This window comes from Kineococcus sp. R86509, from assembly GCF_042466365.1.
In the GTDB taxonomy this organism is placed as follows: Bacteria; Actinomycetota; Actinomycetes; order Actinomycetales; family Kineococcaceae; genus Kineococcus.
Genome location: NZ_JAXHCE010000001.1, coordinates 1896146 through 1914525, shown reverse-complemented (window position 1 = coordinate 1914525; position 18380 = coordinate 1896146). Strand labels below are relative to the sequence as shown.

General features: G+C 73.3%; 22 protein-coding genes. 20 read left to right on the top strand and 2 right to left on the bottom strand.

What is annotated here, in order from left to right; genetic code table 11:
- The first annotated feature begins 24 nt into the window (after nt 1-24).
- From SJY07_RS09210 to SJY07_RS09115, 20 genes are all read left to right on the top strand, one after another.
- Nucleotides 25-273, top strand: coding sequence for a glutaredoxin family protein (locus SJY07_RS09210; RefSeq protein ID WP_380158564.1), 249 nt, complete (start codon nt 25-27; stop codon nt 271-273).
- 216 nt (nt 274-489) lie between these two features.
- On the top strand, nt 490-1200 hold the full coding sequence (locus SJY07_RS09205; RefSeq protein WP_328294557.1) for a redox-sensing transcriptional repressor Rex: 711 nt from the start codon (nt 490-492) through the stop codon (nt 1198-1200).
- Nucleotides 1201-2529 (top strand): glutamyl-tRNA reductase, encoded by a 1329-nt coding sequence (locus SJY07_RS09200; protein WP_380158562.1) that lies wholly within the window; start codon nt 1201-1203, stop codon nt 2527-2529. It abuts the gene before it with no gap.
- Nucleotides 2526-3521: a hydroxymethylbilane synthase gene (hemC, locus tag SJY07_RS09195; RefSeq protein WP_328294558.1), complete on the top strand. Its 996-nt coding sequence runs from the start codon at nt 2526-2528 to the stop codon at nt 3519-3521. The genes SJY07_RS09200 and hemC overlap by 4 nt, the downstream gene beginning before the upstream one ends.
- 5 nt (nt 3522-3526) lie before the next feature.
- Nucleotides 3527-5320, top strand: a complete 1794-nt coding sequence (locus SJY07_RS09190) for a uroporphyrinogen-III synthase (RefSeq protein ID WP_380162247.1) — start codon at nt 3527-3529, stop codon at nt 5318-5320.
- Nucleotides 5321-5338: 18 nt separating this feature from the next.
- Nucleotides 5339-6316, top strand: a complete 978-nt coding sequence (gene hemB, locus SJY07_RS09185; RefSeq protein WP_328294559.1) for a porphobilinogen synthase — start codon at nt 5339-5341, stop codon at nt 6314-6316.
- A 413-nt stretch (nt 6317-6729) separates the two neighbouring features.
- Nucleotides 6730-6957, top strand: coding sequence for a hypothetical protein (locus tag SJY07_RS09180; RefSeq protein ID WP_380158559.1), 228 nt, complete (start codon nt 6730-6732; stop codon nt 6955-6957).
- Nucleotides 6954-7292, top strand: a complete 339-nt coding sequence (locus SJY07_RS09175; protein WP_328294561.1) for a hypothetical protein — start codon at nt 6954-6956, stop codon at nt 7290-7292. The genes SJY07_RS09180 and SJY07_RS09175 overlap by 4 nt, the downstream gene beginning before the upstream one ends.
- Nucleotides 7289-7936, top strand: coding sequence for a nucleotidyl transferase AbiEii/AbiGii toxin family protein (locus SJY07_RS09170; RefSeq protein ID WP_380158557.1), 648 nt, complete (start codon nt 7289-7291; stop codon nt 7934-7936). Before SJY07_RS09175 ends, SJY07_RS09170 begins: the two co-directional genes overlap by 4 nt.
- A 147-nt stretch (nt 7937-8083) precedes the next feature.
- Nucleotides 8084-8734 (top strand): restriction endonuclease, encoded by a 651-nt coding sequence (locus SJY07_RS09165; protein WP_380158555.1) that lies wholly within the window; start codon nt 8084-8086, stop codon nt 8732-8734.
- 66 nt (nt 8735-8800) lie between these two features.
- Nucleotides 8801-9211, top strand: a complete 411-nt coding sequence (locus tag SJY07_RS09160; protein ID WP_328296258.1) for a helix-turn-helix transcriptional regulator — start codon at nt 8801-8803, stop codon at nt 9209-9211.
- 20 nt (nt 9212-9231) lie between these two features.
- On the top strand, nt 9232-9660 hold the full coding sequence (locus tag SJY07_RS09155; RefSeq protein ID WP_380158553.1) for a VOC family protein: 429 nt from the start codon (nt 9232-9234) through the stop codon (nt 9658-9660).
- A 95-nt stretch (nt 9661-9755) separates the two neighbouring features.
- Nucleotides 9756-10352 (top strand): hypothetical protein, encoded by a 597-nt coding sequence (locus SJY07_RS09150; RefSeq protein ID WP_380158551.1) that lies wholly within the window; start codon nt 9756-9758, stop codon nt 10350-10352.
- 142 nt (nt 10353-10494) lie between these two features.
- Nucleotides 10495-11841: a glutamate-1-semialdehyde 2,1-aminomutase gene (gene hemL, locus SJY07_RS09145; protein ID WP_328294566.1), complete on the top strand. Its 1347-nt coding sequence runs from the start codon at nt 10495-10497 to the stop codon at nt 11839-11841.
- On the top strand, nt 11838-12488 hold the full coding sequence (locus tag SJY07_RS09140) for a histidine phosphatase family protein (RefSeq protein WP_380158549.1): 651 nt from the start codon (nt 11838-11840) through the stop codon (nt 12486-12488). Before hemL ends, SJY07_RS09140 begins: the two co-directional genes overlap by 4 nt.
- A complete protein-coding gene (locus SJY07_RS09135) occupies nt 12488-13108 on the top strand; it encodes a TlpA family protein disulfide reductase (RefSeq protein WP_380162244.1) in 621 nt (206 codons plus the stop codon). Before SJY07_RS09140 ends, SJY07_RS09135 begins: the two co-directional genes overlap by 1 nt.
- A complete protein-coding gene (locus SJY07_RS09130) occupies nt 13105-13854 on the top strand; it encodes a cytochrome c biogenesis CcdA family protein (protein WP_380158547.1) in 750 nt (249 codons plus the stop codon). Before SJY07_RS09135 ends, SJY07_RS09130 begins: the two co-directional genes overlap by 4 nt.
- Nucleotides 13854-15593: a cytochrome c biogenesis protein ResB gene (locus SJY07_RS09125; RefSeq protein ID WP_380158544.1), complete on the top strand. Its 1740-nt coding sequence runs from the start codon at nt 13854-13856 to the stop codon at nt 15591-15593. Before SJY07_RS09130 ends, SJY07_RS09125 begins: the two co-directional genes overlap by 1 nt.
- Nucleotides 15590-16591 carry a c-type cytochrome biogenesis protein CcsB gene (gene ccsB, locus SJY07_RS09120; protein WP_380158542.1) on the top strand — a complete coding sequence of 334 codons (1002 nt, stop codon included), beginning with the start codon at nt 15590-15592 and terminating at the stop codon, nt 16589-16591. The genes SJY07_RS09125 and ccsB overlap by 4 nt, the downstream gene beginning before the upstream one ends.
- 3 nt (nt 16592-16594) lie before the next feature.
- On the top strand, nt 16595-16876 hold the full coding sequence (locus SJY07_RS09115) for a DUF4229 domain-containing protein (protein WP_328294571.1): 282 nt from the start codon (nt 16595-16597) through the stop codon (nt 16874-16876).
- 63 nt (nt 16877-16939) lie between these two features.
- On the opposite strand, the gene SJY07_RS09110 is transcribed toward SJY07_RS09115, so the two are convergent.
- Nucleotides 16940-18046 (bottom strand): alcohol dehydrogenase catalytic domain-containing protein, encoded by a 1107-nt coding sequence (locus SJY07_RS09110; RefSeq protein WP_380158540.1) that lies wholly within the window; start codon nt 18044-18046, stop codon nt 16940-16942.
- Nucleotides 18047-18051: 5 nt separating this feature from the next.
- Nucleotides 18052-18357, bottom strand: a complete 306-nt coding sequence (locus SJY07_RS09105) for a hypothetical protein (RefSeq protein ID WP_328294573.1) — start codon at nt 18355-18357, stop codon at nt 18052-18054.
- Nucleotides 18358-18380 lie beyond the last annotated feature (23 nt).

The following is an 18380-nucleotide window of genomic DNA, read 5'->3' as shown; positions in this document are numbered from 1 at the left end:
CGGTCACAGCAGGAGGCGCGACTGGTGCTCGTCTCGCGGGTGGGCTGCCACCTGTGCGACGAGGGTCGCGGGGTCGTCGCGGCGGTGGCGGCGGCGACGGGGACGACCTGGACCGAGGTCGACGTCGACGCCGACGCGGAGCTGCTGCGGCGCTACTCGGACAAGGTGCCCGTCGTGCTGCTGGACGGGGTCGAACGCGACTTCGGCCGCCTCGACGAGCACCGTCTGCGCGAGGCGCTGGCGGGACGGCGGTGGTGGCGTCGCGGCCGCTGAGCGGCGACTGAGCGGCTCCCGAAGGAAGGCAACCCTTCCTGCGTCGTCCCAGCTCAGGAGCGACGTGGCGCTCGTCACGCCGGGCGGTTACGACTTTGTGCAAGGCTTCACAAGAGCCTAGTCTTCTGGCGCACGACCAGCGGTTCCGGGGTTCCTCCCGGGGCCGGGAGCTTCGCGTACGAGGGTGCGGGTCTGACCGCTGTGGACGAGGACGAGGTGGGGACGGTCGACGTTCCCGAAGCGACCGTGGCGCGCCTGCCGCAGTACCTGCGGGCACTGTCGACGCTCGCCGAGGCCGGTCTGCGGACGGTGTCCTCGGAGGCGCTGGCCGAGGCCGTCGGCGTCGGTTCGGCCAAGCTGCGCAAGGACCTCTCCCACCTCGGCAGCTACGGCACCCGCGGCGTCGGCTACGACGTCGAGCAGCTCCACGCCCAGATCGCCGACCACCTCGGGCAGACGACCAGCTGGAACGTCGTCATCGTCGGGATCGGCAACCTGGGCCACGCCCTCGCCGGTTACGGCGGTTTCGCCTCCCGCGGGTTCCGCGTCGTCGGACTCTTCGACGACGGGCCCCACGTCGTGGGCGAGGTCGTCAGCGGCCTCGCGGTCCGTCCGCTGGACGAGCTGCCCTCGGTGCTGCGCGCCGGGGAACCCACCATCGGAGTCCTCGCCGTCCCCGTCGAGCACGCGCAGGTCGTCTGCGACCGGCTCGTCGCCGCGGGTGTCACGAGCGTGCTGAACTTCGCCCCCACCGTGCTGCGCGTCCCCGCCGACGTCGACGTGCGCAAGGTCGACCTCGCCTCGGAGCTCCAGATCCTCGCCTTCCACGCCCAGCGGCGGGCCGCGCGCTTCGCCACCCCCGCTCCCAGTCCCGTCCCCACCCTCGAGATGACGCTCGCGGGCGAACGCGTCGGGGAGGTGGTCTGAGTGGCGCTGATGGTCGTGGGCCTCTCCCACCGCACCGCCTCGCTGGAGGTCCTCGAGCGCGCCGCCGCCGGGGCCGGCTCCGCCGAGCAGATCGTCGAGTCGCTGCTGGCGTCCCCGCACGTGGAGGAGGCCTTCGTCCTCTCCACCTGCAACCGCGTCGAGCTGTACTGCGACGTGACGCGCTTCCACGGCGGGGTCGCCGACGTCGGTGACGCCCTGTGCCGCCGCATCGGCCTCGGGTTCGAGGAGCTCGGCGAACAGCTCTACGTCCACTACGAGGACGCGGGCGTCGAGCACCTCTTCCGCGTCGCCTGCGGTCTGGACTCGATGGCCGTCGGCGAGAGCCAGATCCTCGGTCAGCTGCGTCTGGCCCTGCGCGACCTGCACCAGCGCGGGCTGGCCGGCGGGACGCTGGACCGGCTGCTGCAGAACGCGTTGCGGGTCGGCAAGCGGGCCCACTCCGAGACCGGGCTGGACGCCGCGGGCGCCTCGCTCGTCGACGCCACGACGACCCGCGCCGCCGGTGTCGTCGGGGACCTCCCCGGCAAGCGCGCCCTCGTCGTCGGCGCCGGTGCGATGAGCGCCCTCGTCGCGACGACGCTGGCCCGGGCCGGCCTCGACGTCGTCGTCGCCAACCGCACCCCGGACCGCGCCCAGCGCCTCGCCGCCGCGATCGGCGGGGTCGCCGTCGGGCTCGACGACCTGCGCGCGCAGGTGGCCGCGGCCGACCTCGTCGTCAGCTGCACGGGGGCCGTCGGGCACGTCCTGGACGTCGCGACCGTGGCCAGCGCCCTGCTCGACCGCCCGGAACGCCCGATCTTCCTGGCCGACCTGGCCCTGCCCCGCGACGTCGACCCGGAGGTCGCGACCCTGCGCGGGGCGCACCTCGTCGACCTCGAGGGCCTCGGCGCGGACCTCGCCAGCTCGGCCGTCGCCGAGGACCTGCGCTCGGTGCGGGCCATCGTCGCCGAGGAGGTCGCCGCCCACGCGGCCCACCTGCGGGCCGCCGACGTCGCCCCGACCGTCGTCGCGCTGCGGGCCCAGGCCCGCCACGTCGTCGAGGTCGAGATGCGCCGGCTCGGCAGCCGGGTCGAGCTCGACGCCACGACCCGCGCCGAGGTCGACCGCGCGGTGCACCGCATCGTGGAGAAGCTGCTGCACACCCCCACGGTGCGGGTGAAGGAGCTCGCCGAGGCCCCCGGCGGGGTCGGCTACGCCGCCGCGCTGCGGACGCTCTTCGACCTCGAGGTCGCCCAGGACCCGAGCGCCCTGCCCGGTGACGCGCCGCTGTCCGGGACGGTCGCCGACGCCGTGAGCCACGTCTCGTGACCCGCCGACTGCGCCTGGGCACCCGCCGCAGCGCCCTCGCCCGGACCCAGAGCACCTGGGTCGCCGACGCGCTGCGCCGCAACGGGTTCGAGGTCGAACTGGTGGAGATCACCACCCACGGCGACGTCAACCGCGCCCCGCTGGCCCAGATCGGCGGCACCGGTGTCTTCGTCTCGGCGCTGCGCGACGCGCTCCTCGCGGACGAGGTCGACCTGGCCGTGCACTCCCTCAAGGACCTGCCCACGGCCGACGCCGCCGGGCTCGCGCTGGGGGCCGTCCCCGAGCGCGAGGACCCCCGCGACGTCCTCGTCGCCGCCGGACGCACCCTCGCCGACCTCCCCGCCGGGGCCCGCGTCGGCACCGGCTCGCCGCGCCGGCGGGCCCTGCTGCTGGCGCTGCGCCCCGACCTCGACGTCGTCGCCGTGCGCGGCAACATCGACACCCGCATCGGCTACGCCACCAGCGGCGAGCTCGACGCCGTCGTGCTCGCCGCCGCAGGGCTGGCCCGCATCGGCCGCCTCGACGAGGCGAGCGAACTCTTCGCGCCCGACACCTTCGTCCCCGCGCCCGGGCAGGGCGCGTTGGCCGTGGAGTGCCGCGACGGGGACACCGAGGTGCTCGAGGCGCTCGCCGCCCTCGACGTGCCCGCGGTCCGCTTCGCCGTGGCCGCCGAGCGTCAGGTGCTCGCCACGCTGGAGGCCGGGTGCTCGGCCCCGGTCGGCGCCCACGCCGTCGCCGTCGGCGACGACCTCGTCCTGCAGGTGGCGGCGGAGGACCCTTCCGGGGTCCTCGTCCGCCGTCGCCGGGCGGTCCCCCTCTCGTCGGTGACCGATCTCCGGGCGGCTCGCCGCCTCGGGGCCGAGGTCGCCGCGGACCTGCTCGAGCGTGAGCTCGCACAGACCCCCGTCGCCGTGGGCGGCGGAGCCCAGGAGAACCACCCCCTGGACCGTCCGGTCGACGGTCCACGTCCCGATCCGGAGAGTGGCTCGTGAGCACGATGACGAACAGCCCCCTGGTCGCCGAGCCGGCGCAGGCACCGGAGGCGGCCCTCGAGGTCACCTCCGACGCGCCCGAGGTGAGCCTGCTCACCGAGGTGACCGTGGCCAAGAAGGGGCACGACGCCCCCGAGTCGACCAGCACCAGGAAGTCGGGCAGGTCGGGCCGGACCGGCCGGAGTGCGAGCTCCGACAAGGCCACCAAGGCCGAGAGGGTGCTCGGGCACGTCTCCTTCGTGGGCGCGGGTCCCGGCGACCCGGGTCTGCTCACCGTGCGGGCCGTCGACCTGCTCGCCGCGGCCGACGTGGTCGTGCTCGACCAGGCCAGCCGAGAGGACCTCGCGGCCCGCTACTGCCGCGACGGGGTCGAGGTGCTGGACGCCGGTTTCGGTGACGACGGTCAGCCGCTGACCCGCGCCGTGCGGGCCAAGCTCGTCGTGAAGGCCGCGAAGGCCGGTGGTCGCGTCGTGCGGCTGATGGACGGGGACCCGTCCACCTTCACGGGGCTGGCCGACGAGATCGTGGCCTGCCGCAAGAACGGGGTCTCCTTCGACGTCGTCCCGGGCGTCTCCGCCGTCAGCGCCGTCCCGGCCTACGCGGGGATGCCGATGACCACCAGCCACACCTCCAGCGTCAACGTGGTGCACCCGACGGGTCGCTCGCTCGACTGGTCGCGGCACGCCGACAAGGACGCCACGGTCATCGTGCTCGGCACCGGTGACGACATCGCCGCCGCCGCGGTGGGGCTGCTCGGTGCGGGTCGGTCGGCCTCGACGCCGGTCGCGCTGACCTCCCACGGCACGACGACGACCCAGTCGACGACCACGACGACGCTGGGCGACCTCCAGCGGGCCGCCGCGACCCTCGACGGCTCGCCGACCACGGCCGTCGTCGGTGACGTCGTCGCGCTGCGCGAGCAGGGCAGCTGGTACGAGACGAAGCCGCTCTTCGGCTGGCGGGTCCTGGTGCCGCGCACCAAGGAGCAGGCCGGCGGGGTCACCTCGAAGCTGTCCGAGCACGGCGCCACCGCCGAGGTCGTGCCGACCATCTCCGTCGAGCCGCCGCGCACCCCGCAGCAGATGGAGAAGGCGGTCAAGGGCCTGGTGACCGGGCGCTACGAGTGGATCGGCTTCACGTCCGTCAACGCCGTCAAGGCCGTGCGGGAGAAGTTCACCGAGTACGGCCTCGACGCCCGCGCGTTCTCCGGCCTCAAGGTCGCCGCCGTCGGTGGCGTCACGGCGGACGCGTTGCGCGAGTGGGGGATCGAACCCGACCTCATGCCCGAGAACGAGCAGTCCGCCTCCGGGCTGCTGGAGTCCTGGCCGCCCTACGACGACGTCCTCGACCCGATCAACCGGGTGTTCCTGCCGCGTGCGGACATCGCGACCGACACCCTGGTCGCGGGTCTGGTGGAGAACGGCTGGGAGGTCGACGACGTCACCGCCTACCGGACGGTGCGCGCCGCGCCGCCCGCCGCCCCGGTGCGCGACGCGATCAAGACCGGCGCGTTCGACGCCGTCGTGTTCACGTCGAGCTCGACGGTCCGCAACCTCGTCGGGATCGCCGGGAAGCCGCACCCGTCGACCATCGTCGCCTGCATCGGCCCGGCCACCGCGAAGACCGCCGAGGAGCACGGCCTGCGGGTCGACGTCCTCGCGCCGGAGCCCAGTGCGGAGGCTCTCGTCGAGGCGCTGGCCGGTTTCGGTCAGGGTCTGCGGGCGGCGGCCGCCGAGGCCGGCGAGCCGGTGCTGCGGCCCAGCCAGAAGAAGTCCTCCGCGCGCCGCCGGGCGCGCTGACCAGCTAGGAGTTCCCCCGTGGTGCAGTTGCCGATCAGGCCCCGCCGTCTCCGCTCCACCCCGGCGATGCGCCGGTTGGTGACGGACGTGCACCTGCACCCGGGGGACCTCGTGCTGCCGGTGTTCGTCCGCGAGGGCATCACCGAGGAGCAGTCGATCCGCACCCTGCCCGGGGTCGTGCAGCACACCCGTGAGTCCCTGGTGGCGGTGGCGAAGGAGGCCGTCGCGGCCGGTCTCGGCGGGATCATGCTGTTCGGGGTCCCGGAGGAGCTCGACGCGGTGGGGTCCGGGGCCGACGACCCCGACGGCATCCTCAACGTCGCCCTGCGCGACGTCCGCGACGCCGTCGGCGACGACCTCGTGGTCATGGCCGACCTCTGCCTCGACGAGTTCACCGACCACGGCCACTGCGGGGTCCTGGACGCCCGGGGACGGGTGGACAACGACGCGACGCTGGAGCGCTACGCGTCGATGGCGCTGGCCCAGTCCACCGCCGGGGCCCACGTGCTGGGGCCCAGCGGGATGATGGACGGCCAGATCGGGTACCTGCGCAACGCCCTGGACGGCAGCGGTTTCGAGGACGTCTCCCTGTTCGCCTACGCCGTGAAGTACGCCAGCGGTTTCTACGGCCCGTTCCGCGAGGCCGTGAACTCCCAGCTGAAGGGCGACCGCCGCACCTACCAGCAGGATCCGGCCGCCAACGTGAGCGAGGCGCTGCGCGAGGTGCGCCTCGACCTCGACGAGGGCGCCGACATGGTCATGGTGAAACCCGGCCTGCCCTACCTCGACGTGCTGCGCGCGGTGGCCGACGTCTCCGACGTCCCCGTCGCCAGCTACCAGGTGTCGGGGGAGTACGCGATGGTCGAGTTCGCCGCGCGGGCCGGTGCCCTGGACCGCGAGCGGGTGGCGCTGGAGTCGCTGCTGGCGCTGCGGCGGGCCGGGGCGTCGATCGTGCTGAGCTACTGGGCGCTCGAGGCGGCGCGGGAGTGGCTCTGAGTCGTCGGTAACGTCCGATGGGTCCGGTCTTCGTGCGAGTTCGAGGTTCCCACCTTGGACGGTGGACCTGAGCGTGCAAGGTTGTGCCTGTGGCCACCTACCTCGACGCGTCGTGGCCTCCGGGCGCGGAGACGGGCTCACCGACCCGTGACCGTCGCTCCGGCCCGTACCGCACGTACCTGCCGGATGAGCTCGGTCACCGCCCGCTCGTGGTGGGCCCGGTCTCGTCCGAGCGCGCGGCCGACGTCGAGAGGGCGATCCGCGGCGTCGCGGGAGGTCCGTCGCCGAGAAGTACCAGACCGGTTTCGACGAACCCCTGCTGCACACCACGTACGTCGACGAGGAGCGCCCTGAACTTCAAGTTCGGCCCGGACCTCGGAGAGGCGGACACCCTCCTCGTCGAGCAGTACGTGGTGCACAGCACCCAGGACCCGGAGATGCGTGCCGTGGCGCTGGAGAACGCCGAGGAGAACTTCGGGTACCGGTTCGACGAGCGGGTCGACGACTTCGTCATCGATCGGCAGAACGCGAACGAGGCCTCGTTCAGCCGGTACGTCGACGATCCCGACTTCCAGTCGGTGCTCGTCGAGTTCGTGCGCGAGGAGGCCTACCGGCGCATCAGGGGTGGTGAGGCGGCGTGAACGCGCCCCGGGTCCGCTACCAGGACGTCGTGCCCTACGACCTTCCACCGTCGTTGAACCTCCTGACCGGACCCTCCGGGGGCCTCCTCGAGCTGCCTCACTCCATCCACTGGGGGCCGAGCCGATCGGTGAACCTCGACGACCCCGCCGAGCTGGTCTGGGGCTACCAGGCCATCGTCCGCGAAGGGACCGCGCTCCAGCAGCGAGAGCTCCTCGACGCCGCCACCCTGAGCCGGGTGTGGCCTGACCTGATCCTCCCCGTGCGGTGCCGGACGCTCTGGGAGAACGCCTTCCCGGTGCTGGGACAGGACGTCTCGGCGGACGTGGCCGGTTGACGGACCTCCTCGCGCACCAGCGGCACGTCACGCGGTTGTTGCTCGCCACCACCGCCGATCGCGGTTTCGTCCTGGCGGGATCGGGCGCCATCCGCGAGCACAGGATGATCCAGCGGCCGACCGAGGACGTGGACCTCTTCACGGATTCCCTCGACGCCGGCGGGTTCGCCGAAGCCGTGGACGCGGGGACGGCGGCCCTGGGCGCGGTGGGCTACCGCGTCGAGGAGGTGCGCAGAGCGGACCTCTTCGCGCGGCTCCAGGTGTCCGCTGAGGACGGCGCCGTCCTGGAGGTCGACTTCGCCGTCGACTGGCGGGAACACCCCGCCACCACCCTCGAGGTGGGGCCGGTGCTGAGCCGGGACGATGCGGTCGCCAACAAGGTGGGCGCCCTGTTCTCCCGGGCCGAAGCCCGAGACTTCCTCGACGTCGACGCCATCCGCAGGACGGGCACGTACTCCGACGAGGAGCTCCTGGCCTTGGCGCAGAGCCACGACGACGGCTTCGACCGCCGTCTCTTCGCGGAGCAGCTGCGCCTGGTGGTGACCCTCACGCCCCGGCGCGTGCAGCAGTACGGCATCGGTGAGGAGGAGTTGTCCGGGGTTCAGGACAGGCTCGGAGCGTGGGCTCGTCAGCTCCACGGCTGACGATCCTGCCCGGATGCTGCGCTCCGCACCGCTCTGACTGCTGTGCGTCTCGATGCCGGGACGACGAACGCCGAGAGGACCCGGGCGCGCTGAGCCGATCAGGGGACGGGACGTTCAGCGACGACGCTGCTCCACCGATTCCGCACTGTGGCCCGCAACCGCTCGACCCGGGGACGATCGACCGGCAACGGCGACGACGCCGCCAAGCTCGCCCTCCTCACCCTCCTGGTGCTCGCCGGCACGGGGCGCGCGTTGTGCGCCTGGCTGGCGGTCTGGTGGCCCGTGCTCGCCCTGGCCGGGGCCGTCGTCGTCGTGCTGCTCACCTGGCGGGTGCTGGTGCTGCGGCGACGGGCTCGCTGGCGAGCCGCCCGGCAGGCGCGGCTGGACCAGCAGGTCGCCGCCACCGACGGGATGAGCGGAGCGGACTTCGAGCAGCTCGTCGCCCGGCTCCTGCGCCGTGACGGCTGGCGCCAGGTCACCGTCTCCGGTGGTTCCGGTGACCTGGGCGCCGACGTCACCGCCCGCCACCCCGGCGACGGGTCGCTGCTGGTGGTGCAGTGCAAGCGCTACACCGACCGGGCCGTCGGCTCTCCCGACCTGCAGCGGTTCCTGGGCACCGTCTTCCACCACCACCGCGCCGACCACGCCCTCTACGTCACCACCAGCACCTACTCCCGTCCGGCCCGCGCCCTGGCCGCCGGTAGCGGCGTGCAGCTGCTGGACCGCGAGGCCCTGGCGACGTGGATGACGGGGCTGTCCCTGGCGCTGGACGCTGCCGTGCGGGCCGTCGCGCGCTGACCACGCTGACCGGTCGGCGGGACGGTGGTCTTCCGTCGACCCGCGGGCCACACTGGCGAGGTGGCGATGCGGCGCGAGGACCTGGTGCGCCTGCGGCAGGTCCGCGACCGGATCGACCGCGACTTCGCGCAACCCCTCGACGTCGCGGTGCTGGCCCGGCAGGCGCTGATGTCGTCCGGGCACTTCTCCCGCTGCTTCCGGGCCGCCTTTGGCGAGACGCCCTACGACTACGTCATGACCCGCCGCATCGAGCGGGCCAAGGCGCTGCTGCGGCGCGGCGACGTGTCGGTCACCGACGCCTGCTTCGCGGTCGGCTGCTCCTCGCTCGGCTCGTTCAGCTCCCGGTTCACGCGACTCGTGGGGGAGACGCCCAGCGCGTACCGGGCCCGCGACCACTCCGCCGCGGCGTCGATCCCCAGCTGCGTGCTGCACCGGGCGGCCAGACCGGTCACGATCCGAGAAGCCGGCCGGGTCTGACCGCGCCTAGCGTCGTGGACATGGTGATCCTCTCCAGCGTCCTCCTGACCGTCCACGACCACGACGAGGCCCTGACCTTCTACCGCGACCTGCTCGGGTTCGCGGTGACCCAGGACGTCTCCTACGAGGGGATGCGCTGGGTCACCGTCACCCCCGCCGACCAGCCGGACGTGCACGTCGTCCTGGAGACCCCGCAGTCCTGGCCGGACGCGTCGCCCGCCGACCGCGAGGCCATCGCGGAGCTCCTCGTCAAGGGCCTCGTCTCGCGCCTCATCTTCACCACCGACGACGTCGACGCCCTGCACGACAGGCTCTCCGCCGCCGGCGCGGAGATCCTGCAGGAGCCCGTCGACCAGCAGTACGGGGTCCGCGACTTCGGCGTCCGCGACCCCTCCGGCAACCAGCTCCGCTTCAACCAGCCGCTGGCGGACGCGCCCAGCTGGTCCTGACGCCGTCGTCTCCACAGGGGCCAGGAGGCGGTCGGTCGTCCACAGCGCGGGCTCGCGGGCCCGAGCCGGTGCGTCGTCCGTCGCAGGCTCTGCGCATGACGATCCACCCGAGCCCACGCACGCTGACCGACCTCCCCTCCGGCCTCCCCTCCGCCCTCCCGCACGAGACGCTCGCGGACTGCTGGGTCCGGCTCGCCGACGGCAGGCCGAGCTGGACGCTGGACCTCCTCGACGTGCTCGAGCCCCACGTCCTCGGCCGGCCCGCCGACGGCCGCGACATCGTCCGCTACCGCGACCTGCCGTGGACGGCCGCCGCTCAGCTTCTGCAGCGGCTGCCGGCCGGGCAGCTGGCCGACAAGCAGAACGACGCCCCGTCGCTGGGGTCGGTGCTGGTGGCCGCGGTCGGGCACCCGCGCGAGGTCGAGGTGCACGGCTACCTCGTCCCGCCCTCGCGGGAGGACGAGCGCATCACCGCCGAGGGGATCGTGGTCTACGACCACCCCGAGCTCGACGAGTTCCGGCTGGTCGACGACGACTCGTGCTGCACGGAGAACGGCTGCGAGTGCCAGGCCTTCTGGGCCTCCGTGCAGGCCTCCTTCGGCCTCGACGACGCCACGCGCAGCCCGCACGTCGTCCGGCGCCGCACGTGCCGACGGACCGGCCGCGACGGCTGGTACCTGTGGTGGACCTGACCGTCCCCTCCGCGCGGGCGACGCGTCACCCACGTGGGTGCTGGGTGAGGGGACGTGAGGTCGGTCACCCTCGACCTCCGACACGCCGTCGTAGCCGCCCCTGGGGCGACCGCATCCCGCGAACCTTGCGACACTGGGGCCCGTGACCGCGCCGACGCCTGCCCCGACGAGCCCTGCCGCGCCCGTTTCCGCCGCCCTCTTCGAGCGGGCCTCCGCCGTCATCCCCGGCGGGGTGAACTCGCCCGTGCGGGCCTTCCGTGCCGTCGGCGGCACCCCGAGGTTCATCGCCTCGGCCCGGGGTCCCTACCTCACCGACGCCGACGGTCGCGAGTACGTGGACCTGCTCTGCTCGTGGGGGCCGATGATCCTCGGCCACGCGCACCCGGACGTGCTCGCGGCGGTCGACGCGGCGGCGCGCCAGGGGTTCTCCTTCGGGACCCCGACCGAGCGCGAGGTGATGCTCGCCGAGGCGATCGTCGCCCGCGTCGAGCCCGTCGAGCAGGTGCGCCTGGTCAGCTCCGGCACCGAGGCCACGATGAGCGCGATCCGCCTCGCCCGCGGGTTCACCGGACGCCCGGTGATCGTGAAGTTCGCCGGGCATTACCACGGTCACGTCGACGCCCTGCTGGCCTCGGCCGGGTCGGGGCTGGCGACCTTCGCGCTGCCCGACACCCCGGGGGTGACGGGGACCGCCGCCGGGGACACGATCGTGGTGCCCTACAACGACCCCGAGGCGCTCGCGGAGGTGTTCCGGCAGCACGGGGACCGCATCGCGTGCGTCATCACCGAGGCCGCCGCCGGGAACATGGGCGTCGTCCGCCCGCAGCCCGGCTTCACGGCCGAGCTGCGCCGGATCACCCGTGAGCACGGCGCGCTGCTCGTCTCCGACGAGGTCATGACGGGCTTCCGCGTCAGCGCGGCGGGCTGGTACGGCTTCGAGGGCCTCGGCCTCGAGCACGCCCCGGACCTGCTGACCTTCGGCAAGGTCATGGGCGGTGGCTTTCCCGCCGCCGCGTTCGGTGGCCGCGCCGACGTCATGGCCCACCTCGCTCCCGCCGGTCCCGTCTACCAGGCGGGCACGTTGTCCGGGAACCCCGTCGCGACCGCCGCCGGTCTCGCCACGCTGAGCGCGTGCACCCCCGCGGTCTACGCCGCGGTCGAGGCGAACGCGACGACGGTCCGCGAGGCCGCGAGCGCCGCCCTGTCCGCCGCGGGCGTCCCGCACCTGGTGAACACGGCGGGGTCGATGTTCAGCGTCTTCTTCACCGAGCGGGAGTCGGTCACGAACTACGACGAGGCCCGTCAGCAGGACCTGGGGGCCTTCCGCGGCTTCTTCCACTCGATGCTCGACCAGGGCGTCCACCTGCCGCCGAGCGCCTTCGAGGCGTGGTTCCTCTCGGCGAGCCACGACGAGACCGCCCTCGGGCGGATCGTCGAGGCGTTGCCGGCGGCGGCGCGCGCCGCGGCGGAGGGGGCGGGTTCGCTGTGACCGGCACGCAGGACAGGACGACCGTCCACCTCGTCCGCCACGGCGAGGTCTACAACCCCGACCGCGTCCTCTACGGCCGGTTGCCGCACTTCCGCCTCTCCGACCGCGGTCAGGCGATGGCGACGCGGCTGGGGGAGTTCTTCGCCGACCACGACGTCGCCTCGGTGACGGCCTCGCCGTTGCAGCGGGCCCAGGAGACCGCGACGCCGACGGCGCAGCGCCACGGCCTCGCGCTCGGTACCGACGCCCGGCTCATCGAGGCCGGGAACTCCTTCGAGGGCCACCGCGTCACCGACGGGCGCGGGTCGATCCGCGACCCGCGGGTGTGGCCGCGGCTGTGGAACCCGTTCCAGCCCAGCTGGGGTGAACCGTACGAGCAGCAGGTCGCGCGGATGAGCGCCGTCGTGCGCGATGTCCGGGACGCCTTCCCGGGCCGGGAGTCCGTGCTGGTCAGCCACCAGCTGCCGGTGTGGGTGACGCGGCTGCGGGCCGAGCAGCGTCCGCTGTTCCACGACCCGCGCAAGCGGCAGTGCAACCTGGCCTCGGTGACGTCGCTGGAGTTCTCCGGTCGCACGCTCGTCTCGGTCGCCTACACCGAACCCGCCGCCGACCTGCTGCTCGGCGCCGACCCGATCCCGGGGGCGTGATGACTCTCTCGCGCAGGGCGTTCGGGATGGCGGCGTTGTCGACGCTGGGCCTGGCCGCGTGCTCGGGCGGTGACGGCCTGCCGAAGTCCGAGGGGTCGAACTTCATCGAGGGCGACGGCTCCTACGTGCACTGGAAGGCCGACGAGCGCAAGGAGCCGGTCGAGTTCAGCGGGACGACGGTCGACGGCGACACCGTCGACCTCGCGGACTACCGCGGCAAGGTCGTCGTCCTGAACACCTGGTTCGCCGGGTGCGCGCCCTGCCGCTCCGAGGCACCCGACCTCGAGGCGGTCTGGCAGCAGTACTCGGGCCGCGACGTGCATTTCCTCGGCATCAACACCTACGACACCGCCGACGTCGCCGCCTCGTTCCAGCGGTCGCACTCGATCACGTTCCCCTCGATCCTGGACGCGAAGTCCGGCGCGGCGATGCTCGCGCTGCGGACGTACTCGCCGCAGGCGACGCCCACGACGCTCGTGCTCGACCCCGAGGGTCGCGTCGCGTCCCGTGTCTCGGGGATCGTGTCGACGTCGACGCTGACCGGGATGCTCGACGACGCCGGCGCGACCCCCGCCTCCACGGACGGGACGACGCCCACGGCGACGGGGGCACCTGCGTGAACCTTCCCCTGTACGTGCAGAACGGGCCGCTGCTGCTGGCGGTCCCGTTGGCGGCGCTGGCGGGACTGGTGTCGTTCCTGTCCCCGTGCGTCCTGCCGCTCGTACCGGGGTTCCTCGCCTACGTGACCGGGCTGTCCGGGGGAGACCTCGAGAAGCAGCGGCGGGGACGGATGTTCCTCGGGTCGCTGTTGTTCGTGCTCGGGTTCTCCGTGGTCTACGTCCTCATCAGCTTCACCGCCGGCAGCGCCGGCGGGTGGCTGATGGGGCTGCGCTACCAGGCGGCCTTCCAGCGCGTCTCCGGGATCCTGGTGATCTTCGCCGGCCTGGTCCTGCTCTTCGCCCCGCTCTGGGCGCAGCGGGAGTTCAAGGTGCGGTGGCGTCCACGGGCCGGCCTGGCGGGGGCACCCCTGCTGGGTGCGCTGTTCGGCCTCGGCTGGACCCCGTGCATCGGCCCGATCTTCTCGGCGATCCTGGCGATGGCCATGACCTCGGCGAACGGCGCCCGTGCGGCCGGCCTCGGGTTCGCGTACTGCCTCGGACTGGGGATCCCGTTCATCCTCGTGGCGCTCGCCTACGGGCGAGGCATGAAGGTCCTGGGCGTCCTGCGTCGTCACCGGCTGGCCTTCAACCGCTTCGGCGCGCTCCTGCTCCTGCTCATCGGTGCCCTGCTCGCCACGAACCAGTTCATCCCGCTGGTCAGCTGGCTGCAGAACACCTTCGTCTCGAACTTCCAGCCGGTGATCTGATGCCCCGTACCGACGAGACCCACCTCGACGACCTCCGCGACGCCTACCGCGACAACGACACCGCCGAGGGCGTCACCCCACCCCGGCGCCGCAAGCGCAGGGAACCGCAGCTCGCTGCCGAGCTGAAGCCGCTGGAGTTCCTGCGCTACTGCTGGCGGCAGCTGACGAGCATGCGCACGGCGCTGTTCCTGCTCATGCTGCTGGCCGTCGCGGCCGTCCCCGGCTCGACGTTCCCGCAGCAGAACAACAACCCCACCGCCGTGGCGCAGTGGGAGGTCGACCACCCCACGGCCTACCCGTGGGTGGAGCGGCTGCAGGGCTTCCACGTCTACTCCTCGGTCTGGTTCTCCGCGGTCTACCTGCTGCTGTTCATCTCCCTCGTCGGCTGCGTGCTGCCGCGGGCGGGGGTGCACCTCAGGGCGCTTCGGTCCCGGCCGCCGCGGACCCCGTCGCGGCTGGAACGCCTGCCCGAGCACCGCGGTTCGACGGTGGGCTCCACCCCCGAGGAGGTCCTCGACGCCGCCCGGACGGTGCTGGCGAAGCGGCACTTCCGCGTCGACCGCCGTGAGGGGTCGGTCGCGGCCGAGAAGGGCCACCACCGCGAGAGCGGGAACCTGCTCTTCCACCTGTCCCTGGTCGGCCTGCTGCTCTCGGTCGCGTCGAGCTCGTTGTTCTCCTACTCCGGCCAGCGCCTGGTCACCGTCGGCGGCACGATGGTCGGCACCACGTTCGACAGCTTCAGCGGCGGGGTCGGGACGAGCGAGGACGACGTCCCGCCGTTCACGCTGTCGCTGGACTCCATGGACGTGTCCTTCGAGGCGCAGCAGACGTCGCAGATCGGTGAACCGCGGACGTTCGCGGCGAACGTCACGCTGACCGACGAACCGGGGGCGACGGCGAAGAAGGAGACGATCAAGGTCAACCACCCGGCGAAGGTCGGGCAGACCCAGATCTCGCTGTCCGGCAACGGCTACGCCCCGGTCATCGTCGTCCGCGATGGGAAGGGCGACGTCGTCGCCGACGGCCCGACGCCGTTCCTGCCGCAGACCGCGAACTACGACTCGACCGGCGTCGTGAAGGTGCCGGACGCCGTCGACGCGAACGGGGCCCCGGTGCAGCTGGCGGTCCAGGGCGTGTTCCTGCCGACGGCCACCACCGACGCGGCCGGCACGCCGGTCTCGAAGTTCCCGGACACCGTCAACCCGGTCCTCATCGCGAAGGTCTGGACCGGCGACCTGGGGATCGACAGCGGGGTCGCGCAGAACGTCTACACCCTCGACACCAGCGCGATGACCCAGGTCGTCGGCGATGACGGCCAGGCCGTGGCGCTGCAGATGAGACCAGGCACGACGGTCCAGCTGCCGAACGGGCTCGGCTCCGTCGAGTTCCAGGGCATCGAGCGCTTCGCCTCCCTCGACGTCCGCTCCACCCCGGGTCAGAGCGCGGCGCTCGTCTTCGCCCTGCTGGCCACGCTCGGGCTGATCCTGTCGCTGTTCCTGCCCCGGCGTCGGGTGTGGGTCAAGGCCGTCCGCAGCGGTGAGTCAGGGGCGGCGGGCACCGTCGTCACCGTCGGTGGTCTGGCCCGCGGCAACGACGCGGGTCTGGCCGAGGAGGTCGACGGCGTCCTGGCGCGCCTGCGCGAGGTCCTCGGTGAGCCCGAGCCTCCCGGCGAATCGCCAGCAGACCCCCCGGTGGGGGACCATGAGCCTTCAGTGCACGCTCCCGAGGAGACCCCGTGACCGTCGACGAGAACGTCGCCCAGATCAGCAACGTGCTGCTCTACGGCGCGATGAGCGCCTACCTCTTCTCCTTCATCGCCTACGCCGCCGACCTCGCCGAGGGCGGCCAGGTCATCAAGGCGCGCGAGGCCCGGCGCACCGCCGCCACCGCCACGGCCGCCACGGCCGGCGGGGGTGGCACGACCACCCTGGAGAAGCCCGTCACGGCCCGGCGTCGTCGCGCGGCCGCGGTGGGGACCTCGCTGTTCACCGTCGCGACCCTGCTGCACCTGGGTGCGGTCGTCTCCCGCGGGGTCTCGGTGCACCGGGTGCCCTGGGGCAACATGTTCGAGTTCGCCCTCACCGGCACCCTCATCGTGGCCCTCGGCTACCTCGTCGCCGTCGGGCGCGCGCACCGCGCGGGCCTGGGCGGGGGCCGCGACGCCCGCTACCTGGGCACCTTCGTCACCGGACCGATCCTCGCGACCCTCGGGATCGCGTTGCGCTCGTTCTACGTCCAGGCCGCCCAGTTGGTCCCCGCGCTCGACAGCTACTGGCTGATCATCCACGTCTTCGTCGCGATCCTGGCGACCGCGCTCTCCACCCTCGGCTTCTCCGCGACGGTGCTGCAGCTGGTCCAGGAGAAGCGCGACCGCGTGAAGGCCGCCGGCAACCGCGCGGGCGGGGTGTTCATGGACGCCCTCCCCGGGTCGGTGGAGCTGGAGCGCACCGCGTTCCGCCTCAACGCCGTCGCGTTCGTGATGTGGACGTTCACCCTCATCGCCGGTGCGGTGTGGGCCCAGGTCGCCTGGAACCGCTACTGGAACTGGGACTCCAAGGAGGTGTGGACGTTCGTCATCTGGGTCGTCTACGCCACCTACCTGCACGCGCGCGCGACCCGGGGCTGGAACGGCCGCCGTGCCGCCTGGCTCTCGGTCCTCGGCTTCGCCTGCATGCTCTTCAACTACCTCGTGGTGAACATCTTCTTCCCCGGCCTGCACTCCTACGCGGGGGTCTGAGCCGTGGGTGGGGTGACGCTGCGCTACACCGCCCTGCGGCTCGGCATCTTCGCCGTCTGCCTCATCGTGGCGCGCGCCGTGGGGGCCGTGGGGTGGCTGGCGCTGCTCATCGCGGCCGTCGTCTCGGTCCTGCTGTCGCTGCTCCTGCTGCGCCGTCAGCGCGAGCAGATGGCCGAGGCGCTGCAGCGACGCATCGACGGCCGGATCGACTCCCGGCAGAACGGCACCGGGACGACGTCGCGGTTCCGCCGCGGCCTCGACGAGGACAACGCCGCCGAGGACTGAACCGCGGGGGCTGCCCGCCCCTCCGAGCGCCCCGCCGGGACTCCCGGCGGGGCGCTCGTGCGTCTAGTCGAAGACGATCACCTGCCGCACGGCCCGCCCCTCCGCGAGCTCGTCGAGGGCCTCGTTGACGTCGTCGAGGGCGATCCGGCGCGTCACCAGCTCCTCGACCGGCAGCGCCCCGTCCAGGTAGAGCTGCGCGTAGCGGGGGACGTCGCGCGCGGGGACGGCCGAGCCGAGGTAGCTGCCGACGATGCTGCGGGCCTGCGCGACCAGCCCCAGCGGGGAGATCGAGGAGCGGGCGGTGGGGCTGGGCAGGCCCACCGTCACCGTCCGCCCGCCCGGGGCGGTCAGCTCCACGGCGGTCTCGAAGGCCTTCGGGTGCCCCGCGGCCTCCACCACGACGTCGGCGCTGACCCCGGCCGCCAGCGCGTCGGCCGGTGACCACGCCGCCGCGGCCCCCAGCGCCAGCGCCCGCTCCAGCTTCGCCGGTACCGCGTCGACCCCCACGACGGGACCGTGGCCCAGCCCGACCGCGGTCAGCAGGGCGGCCATCCCGACCCCGCCGAGACCGACCACGGCGAGGGTCTGCCCCGGCGCCCAGGCCCCGGCGTTGACGACGGCACCCCCGCCGGTGAGGACGGCGCAGCCGAGCACGGCGGCGACCTCGGGCGGTACCTCGTCGGGCACCGCGACCACCGAGCGGCGGTCCACGACGGCGTGGGTGGCGAAGGCCGAGACGCCCAGGTGGTGGGCGACGGGCTCCCCGTCGCGGTGCAGGCGGGTGCCGCCGCCCAGCAGTTCCCCGGCGTTGTTGGCCGCCGTCCCCGGCGCGCAGGGCATCCGCCCGTCGGTGGCGCAGCCGGCGCACTCCTCGCAGCGGGGCAGGAAGACCATGACGACCCGCTGGCCGACGCGCAGGTCCTCGACGCCGGGGCCGAGGGCCTCGACGCGACCGGCGGCCTCGTGCCCCAGCAGCATCGGCACCGGGCGGACCCGGTTGCCGTCGACGACGCTCAGGTCGGAGTGGCAGACCCCCGCCGCCTCCATCCGCACCAGGACCTCGCCGGGCCCGGGGTCGGACAGCTCCAGCTCGCTGATGGTCAGCGGCCGGCTCGCGGCGTAGGGGCGCTCGCGCCCGATCTCCTCCAGCACCGCCCCGCGGATCCTCACGGCGCTCAGCGCAGCGGGATGCTCGCCAGCAGGTCGGGCCGCTCCGCGTCGAGCGCGGTCAGGTCGATGACGGTCGGCAGGGCCGGCAGGTGGCCCGCCTCCTCGGCGGCCTCCTCGGCCTGCAGCAGCACCTCGAGGACGCGGCGGACCAGGAAGGGCTCGTCCGCGCTGGTCGCCTGCAGCTTCTCGAGCAGGGCGGTGTCGGAGGTCACCAGGTGCTCGGTGCGGGTCCCGGCCGCCGTGGTGAGGACCGCGGCGTAGCGGTGCTCACCGTCGGCGCTGACGTCGATCACGCCGTGGTTGTCACTCATGGGCGCACTGTCGCGCGAACGGG